This is a genomic window from Antarctobacter sediminis, assembly GCF_019218285.1.
In the GTDB taxonomy this organism is placed as follows: domain Bacteria; phylum Pseudomonadota; class Alphaproteobacteria; order Rhodobacterales; family Rhodobacteraceae; genus Antarctobacter; species Antarctobacter sediminis.
The window spans coordinates 1,094,787-1,114,745 of sequence record NZ_JAHUZG010000002.1 but is presented as its reverse complement, the minus strand read 5'-3'; the positions used below and the strand labels follow the sequence as shown (position 1 = coordinate 1,114,745).

General features: G+C 65.1%; 10 protein-coding genes. 7 read left to right on the top strand and 3 right to left on the bottom strand.

Annotated elements, in window-relative coordinates; genetic code table 11:
- Positions 1-30 precede the first annotated feature (30 nt).
- Both KJP30_RS13235 and epsE read right to left on the bottom strand, forming a co-directional pair.
- On the bottom strand, positions 31-189 hold the full coding sequence (locus KJP30_RS13235; RefSeq protein WP_218449742.1) for a hypothetical protein: 159 nt from the start codon (positions 187-189) through the stop codon (positions 31-33).
- Positions 190-309: 120 nt separating this feature from the next.
- Entirely contained in the window at positions 310-1,539 is a 1,230-nt protein-coding gene (gene epsE / locus KJP30_RS13230; RefSeq protein WP_343222772.1) for an exopolysaccharide biosynthesis GT4 family glycosyltransferase EpsE, read from the bottom strand.
- Between the two features lie 161 nt (positions 1,540-1,700).
- On the opposite strand from epsE, the gene KJP30_RS13225 reads away from it, so the two are divergent.
- The 7 genes from KJP30_RS13225 (at position 1,701) to KJP30_RS13195 (ending at position 18,306) form a co-directional block, all read left to right on the top strand.
- A complete protein-coding gene (locus KJP30_RS13225) occupies positions 1,701-2,558 on the top strand; it encodes a glycosyltransferase family 2 protein (RefSeq protein ID WP_218449741.1) in 858 nt (285 codons plus the stop codon).
- Positions 2,555-3,919 carry an oligosaccharide flippase family protein gene (locus KJP30_RS13220; protein ID WP_218449740.1) on the top strand — a complete coding sequence of 455 codons (1,365 nt, stop codon included), beginning with the start codon at positions 2,555-2,557 and terminating at the stop codon, positions 3,917-3,919. Before KJP30_RS13225 ends, KJP30_RS13220 begins: the two co-directional genes overlap by 4 nt.
- 173 nt (positions 3,920-4,092) lie before the next feature.
- Positions 4,093-10,569: a type I polyketide synthase gene (locus tag KJP30_RS13215; protein ID WP_218449739.1), complete on the top strand. Its 6,477-nt coding sequence runs from the start codon at positions 4,093-4,095 to the stop codon at positions 10,567-10,569.
- 5 nt (positions 10,570-10,574) lie between these two features.
- Positions 10,575-11,591 carry a glycosyltransferase family 2 protein gene (locus tag KJP30_RS13210; protein ID WP_218449738.1) on the top strand — a complete coding sequence of 339 codons (1,017 nt, stop codon included), beginning with the start codon at positions 10,575-10,577 and terminating at the stop codon, positions 11,589-11,591.
- A 5-nt stretch (positions 11,592-11,596) separates the two neighbouring features.
- Positions 11,597-16,081 carry a MupA/Atu3671 family FMN-dependent luciferase-like monooxygenase gene (locus tag KJP30_RS13205; protein WP_218449737.1) on the top strand — a complete coding sequence of 1,495 codons (4,485 nt, stop codon included), beginning with the start codon at positions 11,597-11,599 and terminating at the stop codon, positions 16,079-16,081.
- A gap of 4 nt (positions 16,082-16,085) precedes the next feature.
- Positions 16,086-16,754, top strand: coding sequence for a 4'-phosphopantetheinyl transferase family protein (locus KJP30_RS13200; RefSeq protein WP_218449736.1), 669 nt, complete (start codon positions 16,086-16,088; stop codon positions 16,752-16,754).
- Between the two features lie 223 nt (positions 16,755-16,977).
- Positions 16,978-18,306 (top strand): GumC family protein, encoded by a 1,329-nt coding sequence (locus KJP30_RS13195; protein WP_218449735.1) that lies wholly within the window; start codon positions 16,978-16,980, stop codon positions 18,304-18,306.
- A gap of 4 nt (positions 18,307-18,310) precedes the next feature.
- Here KJP30_RS13195 and KJP30_RS13190 read toward each other — a convergent pair whose 3' ends face one another.
- The gene (locus KJP30_RS13190) at positions 18,311-19,849 is read right to left on the bottom strand and encodes a CpsD/CapB family tyrosine-protein kinase (RefSeq protein WP_246594488.1); all 1,539 of its coding nucleotides are present in this window, start codon (positions 19,847-19,849) and stop codon (positions 18,311-18,313) included.
- Positions 19,850-19,959 lie beyond the last annotated feature (110 nt).

Below are 19,959 nucleotides of genomic sequence, written 5' to 3'. Positions count from 1 at the left end.
GGCCCGCGCGGACGCGGCCGGGCATCGGCGTCAAAAGCGCGGTGCACAATCGACGGGATCAAGACCCTTGACCGGGTCGTCGGGGGCGCAGCTTTCGTGGCTGACGGGATAGGTGCCGTTGTCCGGGGGTTCGCAACCGGCAAGACCCAAAACGGACAGGGCGGCAATCAACAGGGCGGGTCGTTTCATCTTGTCACTCCGAATAGTCCTGTGCCTTGCCGGCCCGGGATCGTACTGCGCGACAAAGGCTGGGTCTTTCGGTGTTTGGCTGCGTTGATCCCTGTCAAACGCGGCACGGCCCCGACAGGGTCAGGCGTCGGGCGATGCAGCAGACCCGTCGAGGCGCCGGATTTCGTCCACCAGCACCTCGGCGCCCAAAGCGGCGCGGAAATTTTCGACGATATGCGCGCGCCCGGCTTCGGAAAGGCGCAGCAGGGCGTCGGGATCGCCAACGAGACTGCGGATCGTCCGGGCCAGTTGGCCGGGGTTCTTGGGTTCGACAAGATAACCGGTCGATCCGTCGGTGATCAGTTCGGGCACACCGCCCGCGTCGGTCCCGATGGTCGGGACGCCCATCGACATCGCCTCCATATAGGCGACGCCCAGCGGTTCATGCCAAGAGGCCAGCACGAACAGATGCGACTCTTCCAGCTTGTCCTTGACTGCACCGGCGTCGATGGCGCCCAAAAGCTTGACGTGATCCTGAAGGCGCAGCTTTTTCAGGGTCTCTTCCAGTTCCAGTCGGAAACCGGTGCCGCCGTCGTCATCCTCTCCGGCGATCTCGACGCGCACGTCGACGCCCTGATCCAGCAATTGCCGGGTGGCGGCCATCAGGTCCTGATGTCCTTTGACGACGTTCAGGCGTCCGCAGGCAAAGATGCGGATCGGGCGGCCATGTTCCGGCGGCAGGTAGGGGGTGCTGCGCCGAAGCTTGTCCGTATCCACCCCCATGGGCCGGATCAGGCGACGATCCGGCAGATAGCCTTTCAGCTCGTCCTCGATTTCGGACAGGATCTTGTGGGTGATGATGGTGGCAAAGCTGGCGTGCCGCCATTTCACCCGTTGGCCCGGCCCGTAATCCGACAGCGGCCCGTGCAGGGTCAGCGAATAGGTCGGCCCGCCCAGCAGGTGGGCAAAACAGGCGATCAGGGCCGACCGCCCGCAGGAATGGGCGTGGATGTGATCCAGACCGCGTTGTGCCGCCACGCGCCGCAGCCTTTCGCCGGCGCCCATCGTGATCAGGGCGTCCTTGGCAAATCCCGGGCCTTCGCGCATCATCCACAGGGGCAGGCCCTGCGCCGACAGCCGCGCCAAGGCGGTGGCGGCGGGCAGGGGATCGACATGGCCAAGGTAGGTGGTGCGGGCGATCGCCTTCTCTGACCAGTCGTGCGAGATCAGCCGGCGCGGCGGTTTGCGCGTGGAGAAGACGTGGACCTCATGACCCATCGCCTCCAGCGCGCGGATCTCGCGCCAGAAGAAAATATGCGTCTGTCCCGGGAATTGCGGGACGATGTACCCGATACGCAAGCCTTGCGTCACCTGATGGTCCTATGGATGGCAGCAGCGCCGCGGGGGGCGTTCGTCGTGATCAAACCTAAGCTATTTCATGCTTTGGCCACAGTTCTGCAGGAGTTTCCAGCGCGGGGGATGATGTATTTTTTCAAGGTGTGGCCCCATTGGTACGGGTGAGAGTGCGGGACATGGACAGAGCGACACAGGGCCGGGGCGTGACAGTCTCGGTCATCCTTCCGGCAAGCAATGAGGCGGCGCTGATCGGCGACTGCCTCGACGCATTGCTTGCCTCCGAGGTCGCCGTGGACCACGCGGTCGAGGTTATCGTCGTCGCCAACGGTTGCCGCGATGAGACGGCAGACCGCGCCCGCGCTCGTGCGGACAGGATGGCAGACAAGGGATGGCGGCTGAAGGTCATTGAACGGGCCGAAGGCAGTAAACCCGGGGCCCTGAATGCGGGCGACGCCGCTGCCAGCGGGGCGATCCGGGTTTATCTGGACGCGGACGTAACCGTGGCGCCGGATCTTCTGGCGCAATTGGTGCGGGTGCTGGACGTGGCGGCTCCGCGCTATGCCAGCGGGCAGGTCGAAATCGCGGCCGATGGCGCGGTCAGCCGAGCCTATGCCCGGATCTGGCGGCGCGTGCCCTTCATGCGGGACGTGGTGCCGGGATGTGGGCTTTTCGCGGTGAATGCGGCGGGGCGTGCCCGCTGGGGGGCCTTTCCGCAGATCATTTCTGACGACATCTACGTGCGCTTGCATTTTCGACCCGGTGAAAGGGTCGGCGTCACGGCCCCCTATCGCTGGCCCATAGCCGAAGGCTGGCACAACCTCGTAAAGGTACGGCGGCGACAGAACGCGGGGGTCGACGAAATCGCGGCCCGTTATCCTGCATTGACCGAAAACGACGACAAACCGCGGTTTCCCTTGCCGGAAAAACTGGGTCTGGCGCTGCGGGATCCGGTTGGGTTCGGGATTTATTCCGGCGTGGCGCTGGCGGTCAAACTGACCCCGCGTGCCCAGCAGGACTGGAGCCGCGGACGATGACCGCCAGTGCCGCCCTCGACAGCAGTTCCGTGACCGCGCGGGCCATGCGCTCGTCGCTTTTGACGCTGGGCAGCTTCGGGTTCGCGCAAATGGTGCGATTGGGGTCGAACCTGATCCTGACGCGCCTGTTGTTCCCCGAAGCCTTTGGCCTGATGGCGCTGGTCATGGTCTTTCTGATGGGGCTGGGACAGTTTTCGGACGTGGGCGTGACGCCCGCGATCCTTCAATCCAGACGCGGCGACGATCAGGATTTTCTTGATACTGCCTGGACGATCCAGGTGATCCGGGGGTTCGGCCTGTGGCTGGTGGCTTGCGCGCTGGCCTGGCCGATGGCGTGGATCTACGACCAGCCGATGCTGACATGGGTCTTGCCCGTATCGGCGCTGACATTGCTGATCACCGGGTTCAGGCCAACGCGTATGATAACGGCCAACCGGCACCTGATGCTGGGCCGGGTCACGGTGATCGACATGTTCAATCACCTCGCGGGCGTGGTGGTGGCCGTGGCGCTGGCGTGGTGGTGGGGATCCGTCTGGGCGCTGGTGGTTTCAGGCGTGATCGGCGCATTGGTCGAGGTGGCGGTGAACTGGCGGTTTCTGCCCGGTCCCGCGAACCGGCTGCGGTGGGAAAAACCTGCCGCGCGTGAGCTGATCTCTTTTGGGAAATGGGTGTTCCTTGCCACGGTCTGCGGGTTCTTTTTCACGCAGGCCGACAAGATGCTGATCGGCAAATTCATTCCGCTGGACGCATTCGGCGTTTATAACATCGGGTTTTTCTGGGCGTCTTTCCCGTTGATGCTGGGCAATCTTGTCACCCACAAGATCCTGATCCCGGTCTACCGTGAGACCCCGCCGAAACAGAGCCGGGCCAATTTCCTCAAGCTGCGCAAGATGCGTTTTGCGGTGTCGTTGTTCCTGATCGGGTTTGTGGGGGCCTTTGCGCTGCTGGGCGTCTGGCTGGTCGAAACACTGTATGATCCGCGCTATGCCGACGCGGGGGCGGTGGCCGTGGTGCTGGCCTGCGCGCAGATCCCCATGCTGATCGTGATGACCTATGATCAGGCGGCTTTGGCGGCCGGGGATTCCCGGCGCTATTTCTATCTGGCGCTGGCGCGGGCCGTGCTGATGGTGGGCTGTATCTCTGTCGGTCTGTACCACGCGGGCCTGTTCGGCGCGCTGGTCGGGCAGGCGGCTGCCTTTACGCTGGCCTATCCGGTGGTGGTCTGGCTGGCGCGACGCATGGGGGCCTGGGACGGGCTGCATGACGTGGTGATGGCGGCGGTTGGACTGGCGCTGGCGATGCTCGCGCTTTGGCTGAACTGGTCTTCGATTCTGCAACTTTGGCCAAGCGGGTCGCCATGATTTCCGGCCTGGCAACAGTCCCGAAAGGATAGGCGCTTTGTTCGGATTCCTTTCGTATTATCCTCTCGTCCGCTCCCAATTTGGGGCAAATGGGGCGAGTTATCCTAAAAATCGCCGCATTTCCCGGTCAATTGTGACCACGGGTGGCGGCGCGCATGCATTTGAGGTCAGGTATGACGGATGACGCGGACCGCATAGGCGAAAACGATATTGCCATCGTGGGTATGGCGGCGCATTTGCCGGGCGCAGAGGATATCGCTGCCTATTGGCGCAACCTGCGCGATGGCGTGTCCTCGATCCGCCGTTTGTCCGAAGAAGACCTGCGCGAAGCTGGCGAAGACCCCGGTCTGATGCGGCATCGCGACTATGTGCCCTTTGCCGCGCCGCTGGAGGATTTCGAACATTTCGATGCCGAGTTCTTTGGGTTTTCCCCAAAGGAAGCGGCGATCATGGATCCGCAGCACCGCCAGTTCCTTGAAACCGCATGGGAGGCGCTGGAGACGGCCGGCCATGTCCCCGAGACTTTCGACGGGCAGGTGGGTGTCTTTGCCGGTTGCGGCATGGGCAGCTATTTCTATTTCAACGTCTGTTCCAACCCGGACCTGGTGGACAGCACCGGCATGTTCCTGCTGCGCCATACCGGCAACGACAAGGATTTCATGACGACCCGGCTCAGCCACGTGCTGGATCTGCAAGGGCCGTCGATCAACCTGCAAACCGCCTGTTCAACGTCGCTGGTGGCGACCCATTATGCGGCGCAGGCGCTGCTGAACGGCGAATGCGACATGGCCATCGCGGGCGGTGTGACCATCGAACTGCCGCAGGGGCGGGGCTATCTTTACAAGGAAAACGAGATCCTGTCGCCCGATGGGGCCTGCCATGCGTTCGATCACCGCGCCGAAGGCACCGTGTTCGGCTCGGGCGCGGGGGTTGTTGTGCTGCGGCGGCTTGCGGATGCAGTGGCTGACGGGGATCACATCTGGGCGGTCATCAAGGGATCGGCGGTCAACAACGACGGTGCGCAAAAGGCGGGCTATCTTGCGCCTTCGGTCGAAGGGCAGGCCATTGCCGTGGCCGAGGCGCAGGCGATTGCGGGCGTGACTTCGGACACGGTGGATTACGTTGAATGCCACGGTACGGGCACCTACCTTGGCGACCCGATCGAGGTTGCCGCCCTGACGCAGGCCTTTCGCGAGACATCCGACGCGGTCGATCATTGCCGCATCGGCAGCGTCAAAACGAACATCGGACACCTTGATACGGCGGCCGGGGTCGCCTCGTTGATCAAGGCCTCTCTGGCGTTGCACAACCGTCAGATGCCGCCTTCGCTGGGCTATGAGGCGCCCAATCCGGCGATTGATTTCGCAGGCTCGCCCTTTCGGGTGAATGACCGGTTGGCCGATTGGCCGCGCAAGGACCATCCGCGCCGCGCCGGGGTGAACTCGCTGGGCGTTGGCGGGACCAATGCGCATGTGGTGCTGGAAGAAGCGCCGGAGCGCGCCGCCAGCGAAGCCAGTGACTGGCCTTTCCAGATCCTGACCGTTTCGGGCCGCAACAAGGCGGCACTGGACCAGAACGCGGCGCGGTTGGCAGCGCATCTGCGGATTCATCCGGAACAGGATCTGGCCGATGTGGCCTGGACCCTGAAAGAGGGCCGCCGCGCGTTCGAGAAGCGCCGCGTCGTGGTGGCGGACAGCCATGAAGAAGCCGCGCGCCTGCTGGAAGGCGCCGAGGCGCGCCGGGTTTTCGATCACGAGGCGCTGGACCGTCCCGAGGTGGTGTTCATGTTTCCCGGTGGCGGCGCGCAATATGCCGGCATGGCGCGGGACCTGTACGAGACCGAACCGGTCTTTGCCGAATGGATGGACCGGGGGCTGGATCACCTTGACCGGATTTCCGGCGGCGATGTGGCTGAGAGTATTTCGGCCAAGAAGAAGCAGGGCGTGCGCGCGCTTTGGCTGCCCGGGCGCGGGGAGGAGGCCGCGGCGGACGCGGCGCTTTTGACGCCGTCGCTGCAATTGCCGCTGATCATGATCACCGAATATGCGCTGGCCCAGTTGTGGATGAGCTGGGGGGTGATGCCGGCCGCGCTGACCGGGCATTCGATGGGGGAAAATACCGCGGCTTGCCTGGCGGGTGTGATGCGCTTTGAGGACTGCATCGGGTTGGTGCATCTGCGCGGGCGGCTGTTCGATACGGTGCCGGCGGGCGGGATGTTGTCGGTTGGTCTGCCCGCCGAGGATCTGTTGCCCTTGCTGGGTGAAGAGTTGGACCTTGGGGCGGTGAACGGGCCGGATCTGTCGGTGGCCTCGGGGCCGCAGGCGGCGCTGGAAGCCTTGCAGGCCGAGTTGGAACGGCGCGAGGTGCAATGTACCCGGATCGGTATCGACATTGCCGCGCACAGCCGGATGCTGGAGCCGATCCTTGCGCAATTCGGTGACTATCTTCGGTCGATCCCGTTGCACGCGCCCCGGTTGCCGTTGACCTCGAACCGGACTGGCACCCTGATGACGGCGGAACAGGCCGTGGACCCGGAGTATTGGGTGGCGCATCTGCGCGGGACGGTGCTGTTTGCGGATTGCGTGGGGGCCGTGGCGGCGGACAACCGTGTTCTGCTGGAGGTCGGGCCGGGCAAGGCGCTGACCTCGCTGGCACGGCAGCATCCTTTGGTCAGTGGCAACCAGGTCCTGTCATCGCTGCGTCACCCGGAAGAGGCGATTGCCGACGACAAGCACATGTTCGAGGTTCTGGGGCGTCTGGCGGCGCTGGGCGTCGCGATCGACTGGGGCCAGATCTGGGGTGAGGCGCGGCGGAGCCGGGTGGTCCTGCCGACCTATGCCTTTCAGCGCAGCCCCTATTTCATTGCCCCCGGTGCCGCGGTATCCGACAGCGCGCCAGCCTATCTGATGCGCAACGACGCGGTGGAGGACTGGGGCTGGCAGCCGGTCTGGCGGCCGCGTTCGGCCCCGGTGGAATACGATGTTCTGGACGGATTGGAAGAGGCGCCGCGCCAGTGCTGGCTGATGTTCATGGACGAGGCGGGCGTTGCGGCGCGCGCGGCGGAGCGTTTGCGGGCGGCCGGTGACACGGTGATCGAGGTGCGCCCCGGTGATGCCTTTGCCCGAGTGGGCGAGGGCTATGTCCTTGCGCCGGAGCGGGGCCGCGAAGGCTACGATCTGCTGTTGCAGGACCTGTCGGCGCGGGGCGTCGTGCCGACGCGGATCGGGCATTTCTGGCTGTTGACCGAAGGTGAAGGCCACCGCCCCGGGTCCAGCTTTTTCCACCGTGTGCAGGAACAGGGTTTCTATGCGCTCATGTTCCTTGCGCAGGCCGTCGAGGCAGAGGGACTGCCGCGTCCCCTGCATGTGACGGTTGTCACCAACGGGGCCGCGCAGCTGCGAGACGAGGCGCTGCCTTATCCGGAAAAGGCGACGATCGCGGGGCCTGCGCGGGTGATCCCGCGCGAATTGCCCGGCATGACGGTTTCGACGCTGGACGTGGTCTTGCCCGGTGCCGTGGAAGCTTCGTGGTGGGCGCGTGGCAAGGCCGAGGCGGCGCAAGAGGCCGAGATGGCGACGCTGGCCGCGCGGCTTGTCGAGGAATTGCAGGCCGAACCCGGCGACCGCATTGCCGCGCTGCGCGGCGGACGTCGCTTTGAATGCGCGATGAGGCCCGTGGCCCTGCCAGAGGTGCCGGAGGTGCCCGGCGGCGGTGTGGTGCTGATCACGGGCGGGTTTGGCGGGATCGGTCTGACACTGGCGCAGGATCTGGCCGCGCGCGGTGCAAAGCTGGCGCTGCTGGCGCGCAAACCGTTGCCAGAGCGGGCCGCGTGGGAGGATTATCTGCGCCGCCATGCACCGCAGGATTCTGTTGCGCGCCGCATCCATGCGGTGCAGGCGCTGGAAGACGCCGGGGCCGACGTTATGGTTGTGGCCGCCGATGTCTGTAACCTTGGCCAGATGAACGCGGCGCGGCGCGCTGTCGAAGACCGATTTGGGGCGATCACCGGGGTCATTCATGGCGCGGGCGTGATCGACGATGCGCCTTTGCTGACCAAGACGCCCGCCAGCGTCGAAGATGTCTTTACCCCCAAGATCCACGGGACCGAGGTTCTGGGGCAGGTCTTTCCGGACGGGGTGCTGGACTGGATGGCGCTGTTTTCGTCCTCCTCCACCGTTACCGCGCCTGCCGGGCAGGTGGACTATGTGGCCGCAAATGAGTTCCTCAACGCCTTTGCAAAGGCGCGGTCGGGCAAGACCCGGATCGTGGCGATCAACTGGGGCATCTGGAATCAGGTCGGCATGGCGGCCGAGGCCGTGGCCGCGCGATCCGGCGATTTGCCCAAACCTCCGGTGTCGCCGGTGGCGCAAGAGATGCTGACCGAGGCGACCTTCGACGATCACGGCAACCGGGTGTTCCGCGCGCAATACGCCTCGACCGACTGGTTCATCGACCAGCACCGGACCAAGGCGGGCGATGCGCTGTTGCCGGGCACCGGCTATCTGTCACTGGCGGCACAGGCCTTGGCGGCGCATGGCGAAGCCGGCGGGTTCGAGATCCGGGATCTGTCGTTCCTGCGGCCCTTGCGCGTGGCTGATGGCGGCGCGCGGGATCTGCGCCTGCGCCTGTCGCGCACAGACGAAGGCTATGGGTTCGATGTCCTTGCCGATGCCACCTTGAACGGGCGGCAGGGGTTTGCGCTGACCGCGCAGGGCGCGCTGTCCCTGATGCCCTTGGCGCAACCGCCTGCCTTGGATCTGGATGCGATCCGTGCCCGTTGTCCTGCGCGGGTCGAGGGCGCCGGGGCCAAGCTGAAGGCCGCGCAGGAAGTACACCTTGATTTCGGTGCCAGCTGGAAGGTTCTGGACTCGCGGGCGCTGGGACGCGACGAAGGTATCGCCGATCTGTCCCTGCCTGCCGATGCATCGGCCCCCGGGATGCCGCTGCATCCGGGGCTGATGGATATTGCCACAGGTTGGGCGATGGAGCTGATCGAAGGCTATCAGCCAACGCATCTTTGGGTGCCGGTGCGCTATGCGTCGGTGCGCGTTCATGCGCCTCTGTCCGGCCAGGTGGTGTCTTGGGTGCGCAACGCGGCGCGCAACCGGGCGGATGGCGAAACGGCCAGCTTTGACGTGACCCTGTGTGATCCCGCGGGGCAGGTTCTGGTCGAGATCTTTGGCTTTACCATCCGGCGTCTGGACAGTGCCGACGTGCTGAAATCGGCCCCGCCGTTGCGCGCTGCGGAACTGGAGACAGAGGGCGGCGATACGGCTCAACCGCTGTCCCCGGCCGAGGAACGTCTGGCCCACAACCTCAGTCAGGGCATCCTGCCCGCCGAAGGGGCCGAGGCCTTTCACCGGGCGCTGGCCCTTGGCGCGCGTCAGGTGGTTGTTTCGTCGATGGATCTGGATGCGCTGGTGCGGCAGACTGCGGCCTCGGTCGCCGAGAACAGCGCCACGCAAAGCTTTGAACGCCCGCAACTCCAAAGCGATTACGTCGCGCCCGAAGGTCCGGTCGAGGAACGGCTGGCGGGATTCTGGCAGGATCTGTTGGGGGTGTCCAACGTGGGTGCCGAAGACAGTTTCTTTGACCTTGGGGGGCATTCGCTGATCGCGGTGCGCCTGTTCGCCATGGTCAAAAAGGCCTTCAAGGTGGATTTCCCGATTTCCGTCCTGTTCGAAGCGCCGACGATCCGCACATGCGCGGCGCTGATCGAGGCGCAGATCGGTCCGGTCGAAGGGGGCGCGGACCCCTCGGATGCGCCCAAGGCCCCGGTGCGCCGTTTTACCCATCTGGTGCCCATGCATGACGGCGACGGCGGCGCGCGGCGTCCCTTCTTCCTGATTGCGGGCATGTTCGGAAACGTGCTGAACCTGCGGCATCTGGCGCATCTGCTGGGCGCGGACCGGCCGTTCTACGGGTTGCAGGCGCGTGGACTGTACGGGGGCGAAGCGCCGCACGACAGCATCGAAGAGGCCGCGCGCGACTACATCGCAGAGATGCGGCAGGTGCAGCCGCAGGGGCCCTACATGGTGGGCGGTTTCTCGGGCGGGGGCATCACCGCCTATGAGATCGCGCATCAGTTGGAAATGATGGGTGAGGAGGTTTCGCTTGTCGTGATGCTGGACACGCCCTTGCCGCAGCGCCGGCCCCTGTCGCGGCGTGATCGCGCGATCATCCAGTGGCACAAGGCGCGTGAGAAAGGACCGCTGTACCCGCTGCTGTGGGCAAGGAACCGTATCGCGTGGGAGTTCGCCAAGCGCCGCCAGACTGTGGAAACCGGGGCCGACCATGCCTTCCACAATGCCGAGATCGAAGCCGCCTTTTACCGCGCCATCGCGGCCTACAAGGTGCGGCCATGGGATGGGCGCGTTGTGCTGTACCGGCCTCCGCTGACCGGCAAGTGGACGGTTTCGGGAGGGGCACTGGTGAATTCGGAACGGACCTATGTGACCCATGACAACGACTGGGGCCTGATGGTTCCGGGGGTCGAGGTCCATGAGGTGCCCGGCGATCATGACAGCATGGTGCTGGAGCCCAACGTCCGCGTGCTGGCCGCGTTGATGCGGGAAGCCATCGAGGGCGCCGAGGCGGATTCAGAGGGCCACGGCGAAGTGGTGGCCTTTCCCGGCCACGCGGCGGAGTGACGGGCATGGCACGGGTTCTCGTCGTATCGCTGAATTACAAGACCGCCGACATGACACTGCGCTCGGTCCGCGCGGCCCTTGTCGCCATGCAGGGGCTGGAGGCCGAACTGGTCGTGGTCGACAATGACAGCGGCGACGGATCGTTCGGGCGCATCACCGAGGCATTGCGCACCGAGGATTGGGCGCGGGCCGCACCGGTCAGGGTGATCCAGTCCGGTGTGAACGGTGGATTCGGCGCTGGCAACAACGTGGGCATTCGCGCCGGGATGAGCGATGGCCGCGCGCCCGACTACGTCTATTTGCTGAACTCGGATGCCTTTCCCGCGCCGGACGCGATCCGGCGCCTCCACGACCATCTGGAAACACACCCAGAAGCGGGTTTCGCGGGCAGCTATATCCATGGCGAGGACGGCGTACCGCATGTGACCGCCTTTCGGTTCCCCTCGATCTGGTCTGAACTGGAAGGGGCGATGCGGTTCGGCCCGGTCTCACGGTTGTTGCGTGGCAAATCCGTGCCCATCGGACTGCCAGAAGAGACCCGGCCGGTCGACTGGCTGGCCGGGGCGTCGATCATGATGCGGCAAAGCGTGCTGGATCGGATCGGCCTCTTTGACGAGACATTCTTTCTGTATTTCGAGGAAACGGACCTTTGCCTGCGCGCGGCGCGGGCGGGTCATGAAACCCATTACGTGCGCGACAGCGAGGTGGCGCATATCGGGTCGGTGTCCACGGGCATGAAGAAATGGCAGCGCATCCCCGGCTTCTGGCTGGACAGCCGCTGGCATTTTTTTTCCAAGAACCACGGGCGCGGATACGCGGCGCTGGCGACGGTGATGCACGCGCTGGGCGGGGCTTTTTGGCGGGTGCGGGTGCTGGTGCAGGGCAAGACACCTGCCGATCCGCCGCATTTCCTGCGCGATTTGGTTTTCCATGATTTCAAGGCGTTGTTCCGGCCCCTGCCGGGAAAGCGCGATGCGACGCGGACCGGGGTGCGCGTCGCGGCTGAAGCACAAGCGGAGTGACGGACATGGCTTTTTCCTGCGTGGTTTGGGGCAATGAATCCCTTCTGGTGCAATGTGCCGAGATGGCCTTGGCGCGCGGCAACAAGATCACCTGCGTCGTCACCAAAAACACCGATGTGCGCCGCTGGGCCGAAGGGCGCGGCCTGTCCGTGCAGGTGCCGGGCGGCGATCTGGCCACCTGTTTGCCCGGCGGGTTCGACTGGCTCCTGTCCATCGCCAACCTGACGATCATCCCGGATGCGGTGCTGGCCCTGCCGACCAGGGGAACGGTGAATTTCCATGATGGCCCGCTGCCGCGCCATGCGGGGTTGAACGCGCCGGTCTGGGCCTTGATCGAAGGCGAGGCACGCCACGGCGTGACATGGCATCTGGTCGAGGGCGGCGTGGATGAAGGTGACATCCTTGTGCAGGCCGGGTTCGACATCGGCGCGCAGGATACGGCGCTGACCCTGAACACCAAAGCCTATGAGGCGGCGATGGGATCCTTCCCTGCGCTGCTGGACCAGCTGGAAAGCGGTGTGTTGATCCGCCAGACGCAGGACCTGTCCGGGCGGAGCTATCACGCGCGGGCCAAGCGGCCCGAGGGTTTCGGCCTGCTGGATTTCACGCGTCCCGCGGTCGAGCTTGAGCGGCTGGTGCGGGCGCTGGATTTCGGCCCCTACTGGAACCCGTTGTGCCTGCCCAAGATCGCGGCGCGCGGGGCCATCTGGCTGGTGGGCGAAGCCCGCCTGACCGAATCGCACGCGGCACCCGGCACCGTGCTGGAGGCTGGCACGGACCGGTTGACCGTGGCCTGCGGCTCTCATGCGCTGGTGCTTGGCGGGTTGACCCGGATTTGCGGTGCGTCGGTTCCGGCCAATGAAATCGCGTCGGTCGGCGACGTGTTGTCCATGCCTGCGGTCCCGGACATGGCGCAGGTCGCGCGTTCGGACACCGCGTTGCGCGGGGTTCTGGCCGCGTTGCACCCGGCCGAGATCAGCGGCTTGGGTGAGGGTGAAACCGCGCTGGAAACCCGTGCGCTGTCACTGGTGCCGGGCAAAGCCATGGCGCAGGTGGCGCGTTGGGCGCAACAGGTGACAGGGCAAGACCCCGTTGATCTGGCCTGGGCGGATGCCGCCTTGGAAGCCGCCGCAGGCAGCGGTCTGGTCGCCCCCTGGTCGCCCCTGCGCGCCGGATCGACCGACCGGCCCCGGCCATGGGCCACGGATCTGCCCGCCCGCGCGCCCGAACTCAGCTGGCCCGAGATGCCGCAGATCGGCGTTGCGGTCGACGGCGCGGGCCATGTGCCCGGCACCGCTTTGACCGTGATCCTTGGGGACCAGCCGCGCCTGTCCTACGACAGGGGACGGATTGCGCCCGCCATGGCCGAGCTTTTGGCCGCGCGGTTGGAATTTACTGGCACCGGCCTGCCCGAAGCAGAGCGGGACATGGTTCTGAACCGCTGGAACGCCACCGACACCGACCATGACCGCACCTTGACCATGCATCGCGCCTTTGAGGCGCAGGTGGCCAGGTCACCGGATGCCGTGGCGCTGATCTTCGAGGACCAAAGCCTTAGCTATGCCGACCTGAATGCCCGCGCCAACCGTGCCGCGCATATGCTGCAAGGCATGGGCGTTGGCGCGGGGCAGGTCGTGGGCCTGTGCTGTCGCCGGTCTGTCGACCTGATGGTCGGGGCCTTGGCGATCCTCAAGGCGGGGGGCGCCTATCTCCCGATGGACCCGAACTATCCCGCCGACCGCCTGCAACATTTCGTCGAAGACAGCGGCGCGCGGGTGATCGTCACGCAGGCGTCGGTCGAACCGATGCTGCCCCGTCATGATGCGCAACTTCTTGTGCTTGATGCCGAACCGCGCCTGTCCACGCAGCCCGAAGGCAACCTGCCCGAAACCAGCGGGCCCGCGGACCTTGCCTATCTGATTTACACCAGCGGTTCGACCGGCAAACCCAAGGGCGTGATGATCGAGCATCGCAATGTATGCAATTTTTATACAGGGATGGATTCCCATATCCCCCACGATGGTGGCACATGGCTGGCGGTGACGTCGCTGTCCTTTGACATCTCGGTGCTAGAGCTGTTCTGGACAACGGCGCGCGGGCTGACGGTGGTGCTGACGGGGGACGAAGATCGCGGGCTGATCTCCAAGGGGCCGATGCCGCGCGGCGGCGGGATGGAATTTTCGCTGTACTACTGGGGCAATGACGATGGGGTGGGGCGCGATAAATACGGCCTGCTTCTGGAAGGTGCGAAATTCGCGGATGAAAACGGCTTTGTGGCCGTCTGGACGCCCGAGCGGCATTTCCATGCCTTTGGCGGCCCCTATCCGAACCCATCGGTGACCGGGGCCGCGGTTGCCGGTGTGACCCGGAACATCGGCGTGCGCGCCGGTTCGGTTGTCGCGCCGCTGCATCACCCGGCCCGCATCGCCGAGGAATGGGCGGTGATCGACAACCTGACCAACGGCCGCGCAGGCATGGCAATTGCCAGCGGATGGCAGCCGGATGATTTCGTGCTGCGCCCGGAAAATACCCCGCCTGAAAACAAACCCGCCATGATGCGCGACCTTGAAATCGTGCGGAAGCTCTGGCGCGGAGAGGCGGTGGGCTTCCCGCGCAAGGATGGCTCGATCCATGAGGTCGTGACGCAACCACGCCCGGTGTCGAAAGAGTTGCAGGCTTGGGTGACCACGGCGGGCAATCCAAAGACATGGCAAGAGGCCGGTCGCGCGGGTTGCAACGTTCTGACCCATCTGCTGGGCCAGTCGGTCGAGGAAGTGGGCGAGAAGATCAAACTGTACCACGCCGCGCTGCGTGAGGCGGGTCACGATCCCAAGGATTTCACAGTTACGCTGATGCTGCACAGCTTTCTCAGCGACACGCGCGACCATGCCCGCGAAATCGCGCGTGAACCGATGAAGGCCTACCTGCGTTCGGCTGCCGCGCTGATCAAGCAATACGCTTGGGCTTTCCCGGCGTTCAAGCGGCCCGAAGGTGTGTCCAACGCCTTTGATCTGCAACTGGACGGGCTGGAGGCAGAGGAGCTGGACGCGATCCTCGACTTTGCCTTTGAACGTTATTTCAACGACAGCGGCCTGTTCGGAACGGTCGAGGACGCGTTGAAGCGGGTCGAAGAGGTGCAGGCCATCGGCGTCACCGAAATCGCCTGCCTGATCGACTATGGCATCGACCGTCAGACCGTGTTGGACGGGTTGAAACCCTTGGCGCAGGTGGTCGCGCAGACCGGTGGCGCGCCTGAACTGGAGGCGGATGATTTCTCGATCGCCGCGCAGATCGTGCGCCACGGCGTGACCCATCTGCAATGCACGCCTTCGATGGCGCGGATGATCGCGATGAACGACGAGGCCCGCTTTGCCTTGCAGGGTGTGCAACATGTATACTTGGGCGGAGAGCCCTTGCCCGGCGCGCTGGTCGCGGAATTTGCCGAGATCACGCAGGCCAGCGTGACCAACATGTATGGCCCGACAGAGACAACGATCTGGTCGTCCTGCACCCGGGCTGAACCCGGCGAGGCGGTGGTCAATGTCGGGCTGCCTCTGGCGAACCAGCAGCTTTATGTGCTGGATGAAAGCCGCGCTCCGGTGGGTATCGGTCAGGAGGGTGAATTGTGGATCGGCGGTGAGGGGGTCACGCGCGGATACTGGAACCGGCCGGACCTGACGGCAGAGCGTTTTGTGCCCAACCCGTTCCACGGGGGCCGGATGTATGGCACCGGAGACCTTGTGCGCAGACGCGCCGACGGCCGGATCGATTTTGTCGGCCGCGTCGATCATCAGGTGAAACTGCGGGGCCACCGGATCGAACTTGGCGAGATCGAGGCCTGCCTTGAGGCGCTGCCGGATGTGACACAGGCCGTGGTCATGGCGCGTGAGGATGTGCCGGGGGATCTGCGCCTGGTGGGCTATTACACCGGCGGCGCCAAGGAAGAGGCCGCGCTCAAGGCCGCCATGTCGCGCGATCTGCCCGCGATTATGGTTCCGGCGCGATTTATGCGTCTGGACAGCTTTCCCCTGACGCCGAACAAAAAGGTGGACCGCAAGGCGCTGCCCGCGCCGGCGGCGCAGGGGCGTGCGGTGGCCCCCGCGCCGGTTGCGATCTCTGTTCCGAAGGGTGGCGGCGATGCGCAGGCTGTCGAACTGGCAATTGCCGCGATCTGGCAGCGCACGCTGGGCGTGACGGCCACCGCACGGGACAGTTTCTTTGATCTGGGCGGGCATTCCCTGCTGGCGGTGCAGGCCCACCGTGCCATTCGCGAGGAACTGGGCGCGGCAAAGCTGTCGATCACTGATATCTTCCGCTTCCCGGTGCTTGGCGATCTGGCGGAGCGTGTCGCCGGGCTGATCGATGGCCCGGTCGCGTCCCCTGCGCAGCCAGTCGCACCAGCGGCATCGGAACCGACGGTAACGCGGGCGCAGTCGCGCAGCGATGCCATGGCGCGTCGTCGCGAAATGCGTGCACGTCGCAGGGCATGAGGGCATGGGTCTTGCAGACCTCGAAAGCCTGATCCACCGGATCGGGACGCCGCAGGCTATGGCCTGGGGCATGGCCGAAGCAGGGGACCATGGGTTGTTTCCTGACGAAACCGCGGCCATGACCAACGCGCAGCCTGCCCGCCGTGCCGAATTTGCCGCCGGACGCCGCGCGGCGCGACAGGCGATGGCGCGGCTTGGCTTGCCGCCTGCGCCTGTGCCGATGGCGCCGGACCGGGCTCCGGTCTGGCCCGCTGGGCTTGTCGGCAGCATCAGTCACGCCGGTGGGCTGTGTCTTGCGGTCGTGGCGCGGGCAACGGCCTTCGCTGCCTTGGGGGTCGACCTTGAAAGCGACGCACCGCTGGACCCGGACCTGATCTCTGAAATCTGCCTGCCCGAAGAACTGGCGGGTTTGCCGGAGGCCCAACGGGGCGGCCATGCTGGGCGGATCTTCTCGGCCAAGGAGGCCGCCTACAAGGCGCATTACCCGCGCGCGCGCCTCGTCTTTGGTTTCCACGGCCTGCGCGTGGACATGGAGCGCGGATGCGCCCGTTTTACCTCTCACCCTGAGGTTGCCGCATTTCCGCCCGAATCGCGGGCCGAATTGCCGCTGCAACAGGCGACTGGCGGCGGGTTGATCCTGTCTCTCTGCGCCGTGCCAGCGCCCGCTTCCTGAGTTTTGCCTACATTTTGCCACTTTTGCACGGTGATCCTATGTATCTTTCTGAAAATGCGGCGGAAATATGGCGCTGGTTCCCACATCGGACACGCATTGTTTCCGGCATTTACCAAGCCAAGTCGTGGCGAAATTTAGGCAGATTTGCTAAATTGGGCGGGAAGATGGCGTGCTTTGTAATGCGCTGTCTCCGCACCGGGGGCGGTTTTGCGGGAGTTGTGACATGACCCAGTTCCAGTCGATCGGCGAGGTTTTCGCCGCGCTCAGACGCCGTGCCCTGTTGATCCTCGTGGTGACCTTTCTGGGCTGCCTTGCCTCGCTGTATTATGCGATGGGGCAGACCAAGATCTACGAAGCCACCGCGGTTGTGCAGATCGAAGACGCGCAGGTCCCGGACCAACTGGCCGGGGCGGCGGCGGCCACCAGCGATGCGGCACGCCGGGTTCGTTTGATCGAACAACGCCTGATGGCGCGCGACAACCTAGTGAAGATCATGGAAAAGCATGATCTGTTCTCGGACGTTCCGGCGATGACGATGAATGAACGGGTCGGCAGGATGCGGGATTCTATTCGCATTCAGCAACTCGTTGCGCAGACCCAGGGTTTTGGGGCCGGGGCCAACGCGCCGTCGGGTCTCATGATCACGGTGCAATCTGACGATCCGCAAAAGGCAGCGGATGTCGCCAATGACCTGATGCAGACGGTGATCGACCAGTCGCGCACGCGCAGCGTCCGCCGGGCCCGTGATACGCTGGAATTCTTTGCGGCCGAAGAGGCGCGCGTCGGCGCCGAGATCGAAGCGCTGGAGGCGCAGATCGCTGAGTTCAAGCGCGCCAATGCGGAACAATTGCCCAGCGGAGTGGCCGACCTGCGTTCGCAACTGGCAAGTCTGCGAGACACGGATCTGGACCTTGATCAGCAGATCCTGACTCTGCAAACTGCAACAGACCGGACCCGGGTCGAAGTGCGCGACCGCCAGGTGGCCGCCCTGCAAGAGCAAAAGGCCCTGATCGCCGCCCGTATCGCGCAACTCAACGTGCTGATCGAAGGCGCGCCTGATGTCGAGCGCGAGTTCAACCGGCTGGATCGCGAGATGACCAAGCTGCGCGAGCAATACGAGGTCACGACCCGCCGCAAGGCCGAGGCCGAACTTGGCCAGTTGCTGGAGGATCGCAAGGCAACTGATCGTTTCGAGGCGCTGGAAACGGCGCTGGTGCCCGAATACTCTATCTCGCGCAGCCGCAAGAAACTGGCGATGATGGGCGGGATGGTCAGCGTGATGGTGGCGCTGGCCCTTGCCTTTGCCATCGAAACCCTGAACCCCGCCATCCGCAGCGCCGCCCAGATGGAGCGTGTCTTGGGGGTGCAGCCGGTTGTCGCCATCCCGGTGGTCAGCACCCGGCAGGACCGGCGCAGCGGCGGGCTAAGGTTCATGGCCAAGCTGTTGGCGATCTTTGCCGTGTTCGGTTTGGGGCTGAGGCTTCTTTGGGACCGGTCACCGGCAATGGCTGAGCTGCTTGGCCGCTTCTTGCCCCGGACAATCCGCGGCTAAGGGTTCAATAGGTATAGCGGTCCAGTTCGGTACCTTCGGCCTTGTTCAGGATCATGCCGAGGATGGGCATGTCGCCGCCAAGGCGACGCTCGACCTCGGTCACTTCGCGTTCGGTGGTCAAACCGCCGCCCAGTACCAGCAAGACACCATCATATAGCGGACGCGCCGCGATCACGTCGTCGTAGGACAGTGCCGGCGGCAGGTCGATCAGGATCACGTCCGGGGCAAGCCGGTCTTCGATGGCCTGAAAACATTCCTCGGTGCGTGGGTCCTGCAACAATTCCGATGCATAGGGTTCGGGCCGGTCGTTGAGACCAAAGGCAATGTTGCGCCCCGCGTTGACAGGGTTGCGGCCCATGCGGCGCAGATGCGCCTCGGGTGCTGTCAGTCCCCGCAGCATGTCGCCCAGCGACCCTGGTTTTTCGATCCCCAAGACCCGGTGCAGGCTTGGCCGGCGCATATCCAGATCCAACAGCAACGTCCGGCAGTTTTCCTGCCGTGACAGGCTGACCGCAAGGTTGGCGGCGGTAAAGGTCTTGCCGCATTCCTTCCCCGGAGAGGTGATCGCCACCCGTCGCCAGCCGTTTTCGTGCAGGGCCTGTAAAAGCCGTGTCCGCAATACGTCAAAAGCAGCGTGGGCCGGGTCTTCGCGGCTGGCGGTGATGATCCGATTGCGATTCAGGTGGGTCTTGTCGACCGTGAGTTCCGGCAGGGCGGCCCATGTGGACTCGACCCGGGCCATGTGGGGTGCGTCAGGTTCCGGCTCCGCCGGTGTTTCCGGCACAGGCTGGATCGGCCGCCCGGTGACGGGGACCATATCGGTCAGGGACAAGGGCGGCGTGGCCGCCTTGAGCGCTTCGGCGGCGCGGGCTTCGGCGGCTTGCCGGGCGGCAAGGCGGCGGTCGGCCTCCTCCTGTTCCGCGCGGCGGCGATCCTCGGCTACGCGCTCTTCCTCGGCGCGGCGCTCTGCTTCGGCTTGTTCGGCGCGGCGACGTTCTTCTTCACGGCGCGCGGCTTCGGCTGCTTCGCGTTCCGCAACGCGTTTTTCTTCGGCTTTGCGCAAATCCTCGGCCACGCGTTCTTCTTCGGCGCGGCGAGCGGCCTCGGCCTCTGCGGCGCGGCGGCGCTCTGCTTCTTCGGCGCGCGCCAGATCTTCTTGTTCCCGGCGCAACGCCTCTGCGGCGCGTTCCTCGGCCAGCAGGCGCTCTTCCTCGCGGCGCGCCTCGTCTGCGGCTTTGCGGGCGGCATCCTCCGCTTGCCGTGCTTCGGCTTCGCGTTGGGCGCGGGCAGCCTTGACCCGGCGCAGCGCCTCGGCCCGCGCCATTTCCTCAAGCTCGGCTTTCCGCCGCGCCTTTTCGCGCGTGGCGGCTTCGGCGGCCTGTGCTTCGGCACGGGCTTGTTCTGCGGCCAATTCACGGCGGCGCGCGGCCTCACGTGCGAGATCGTCCATCGGGGGGACCGGGGGCGTGGAATCGGACACGGTGCGCGGCCCGGTGGCCGTGCGGTGTTTGCGGCGGAATTTCGGGCTGTCCATCATGTTCATGCCCCCTGCTCCGTGACCTGATTGGCCAGTAACTGAATGTTCAGTGCCTGCCTGTCCGGTCCCACAGGTTTGCCCCTTTCCCATCGGCCCCATGCCGCATGGTCTATGCT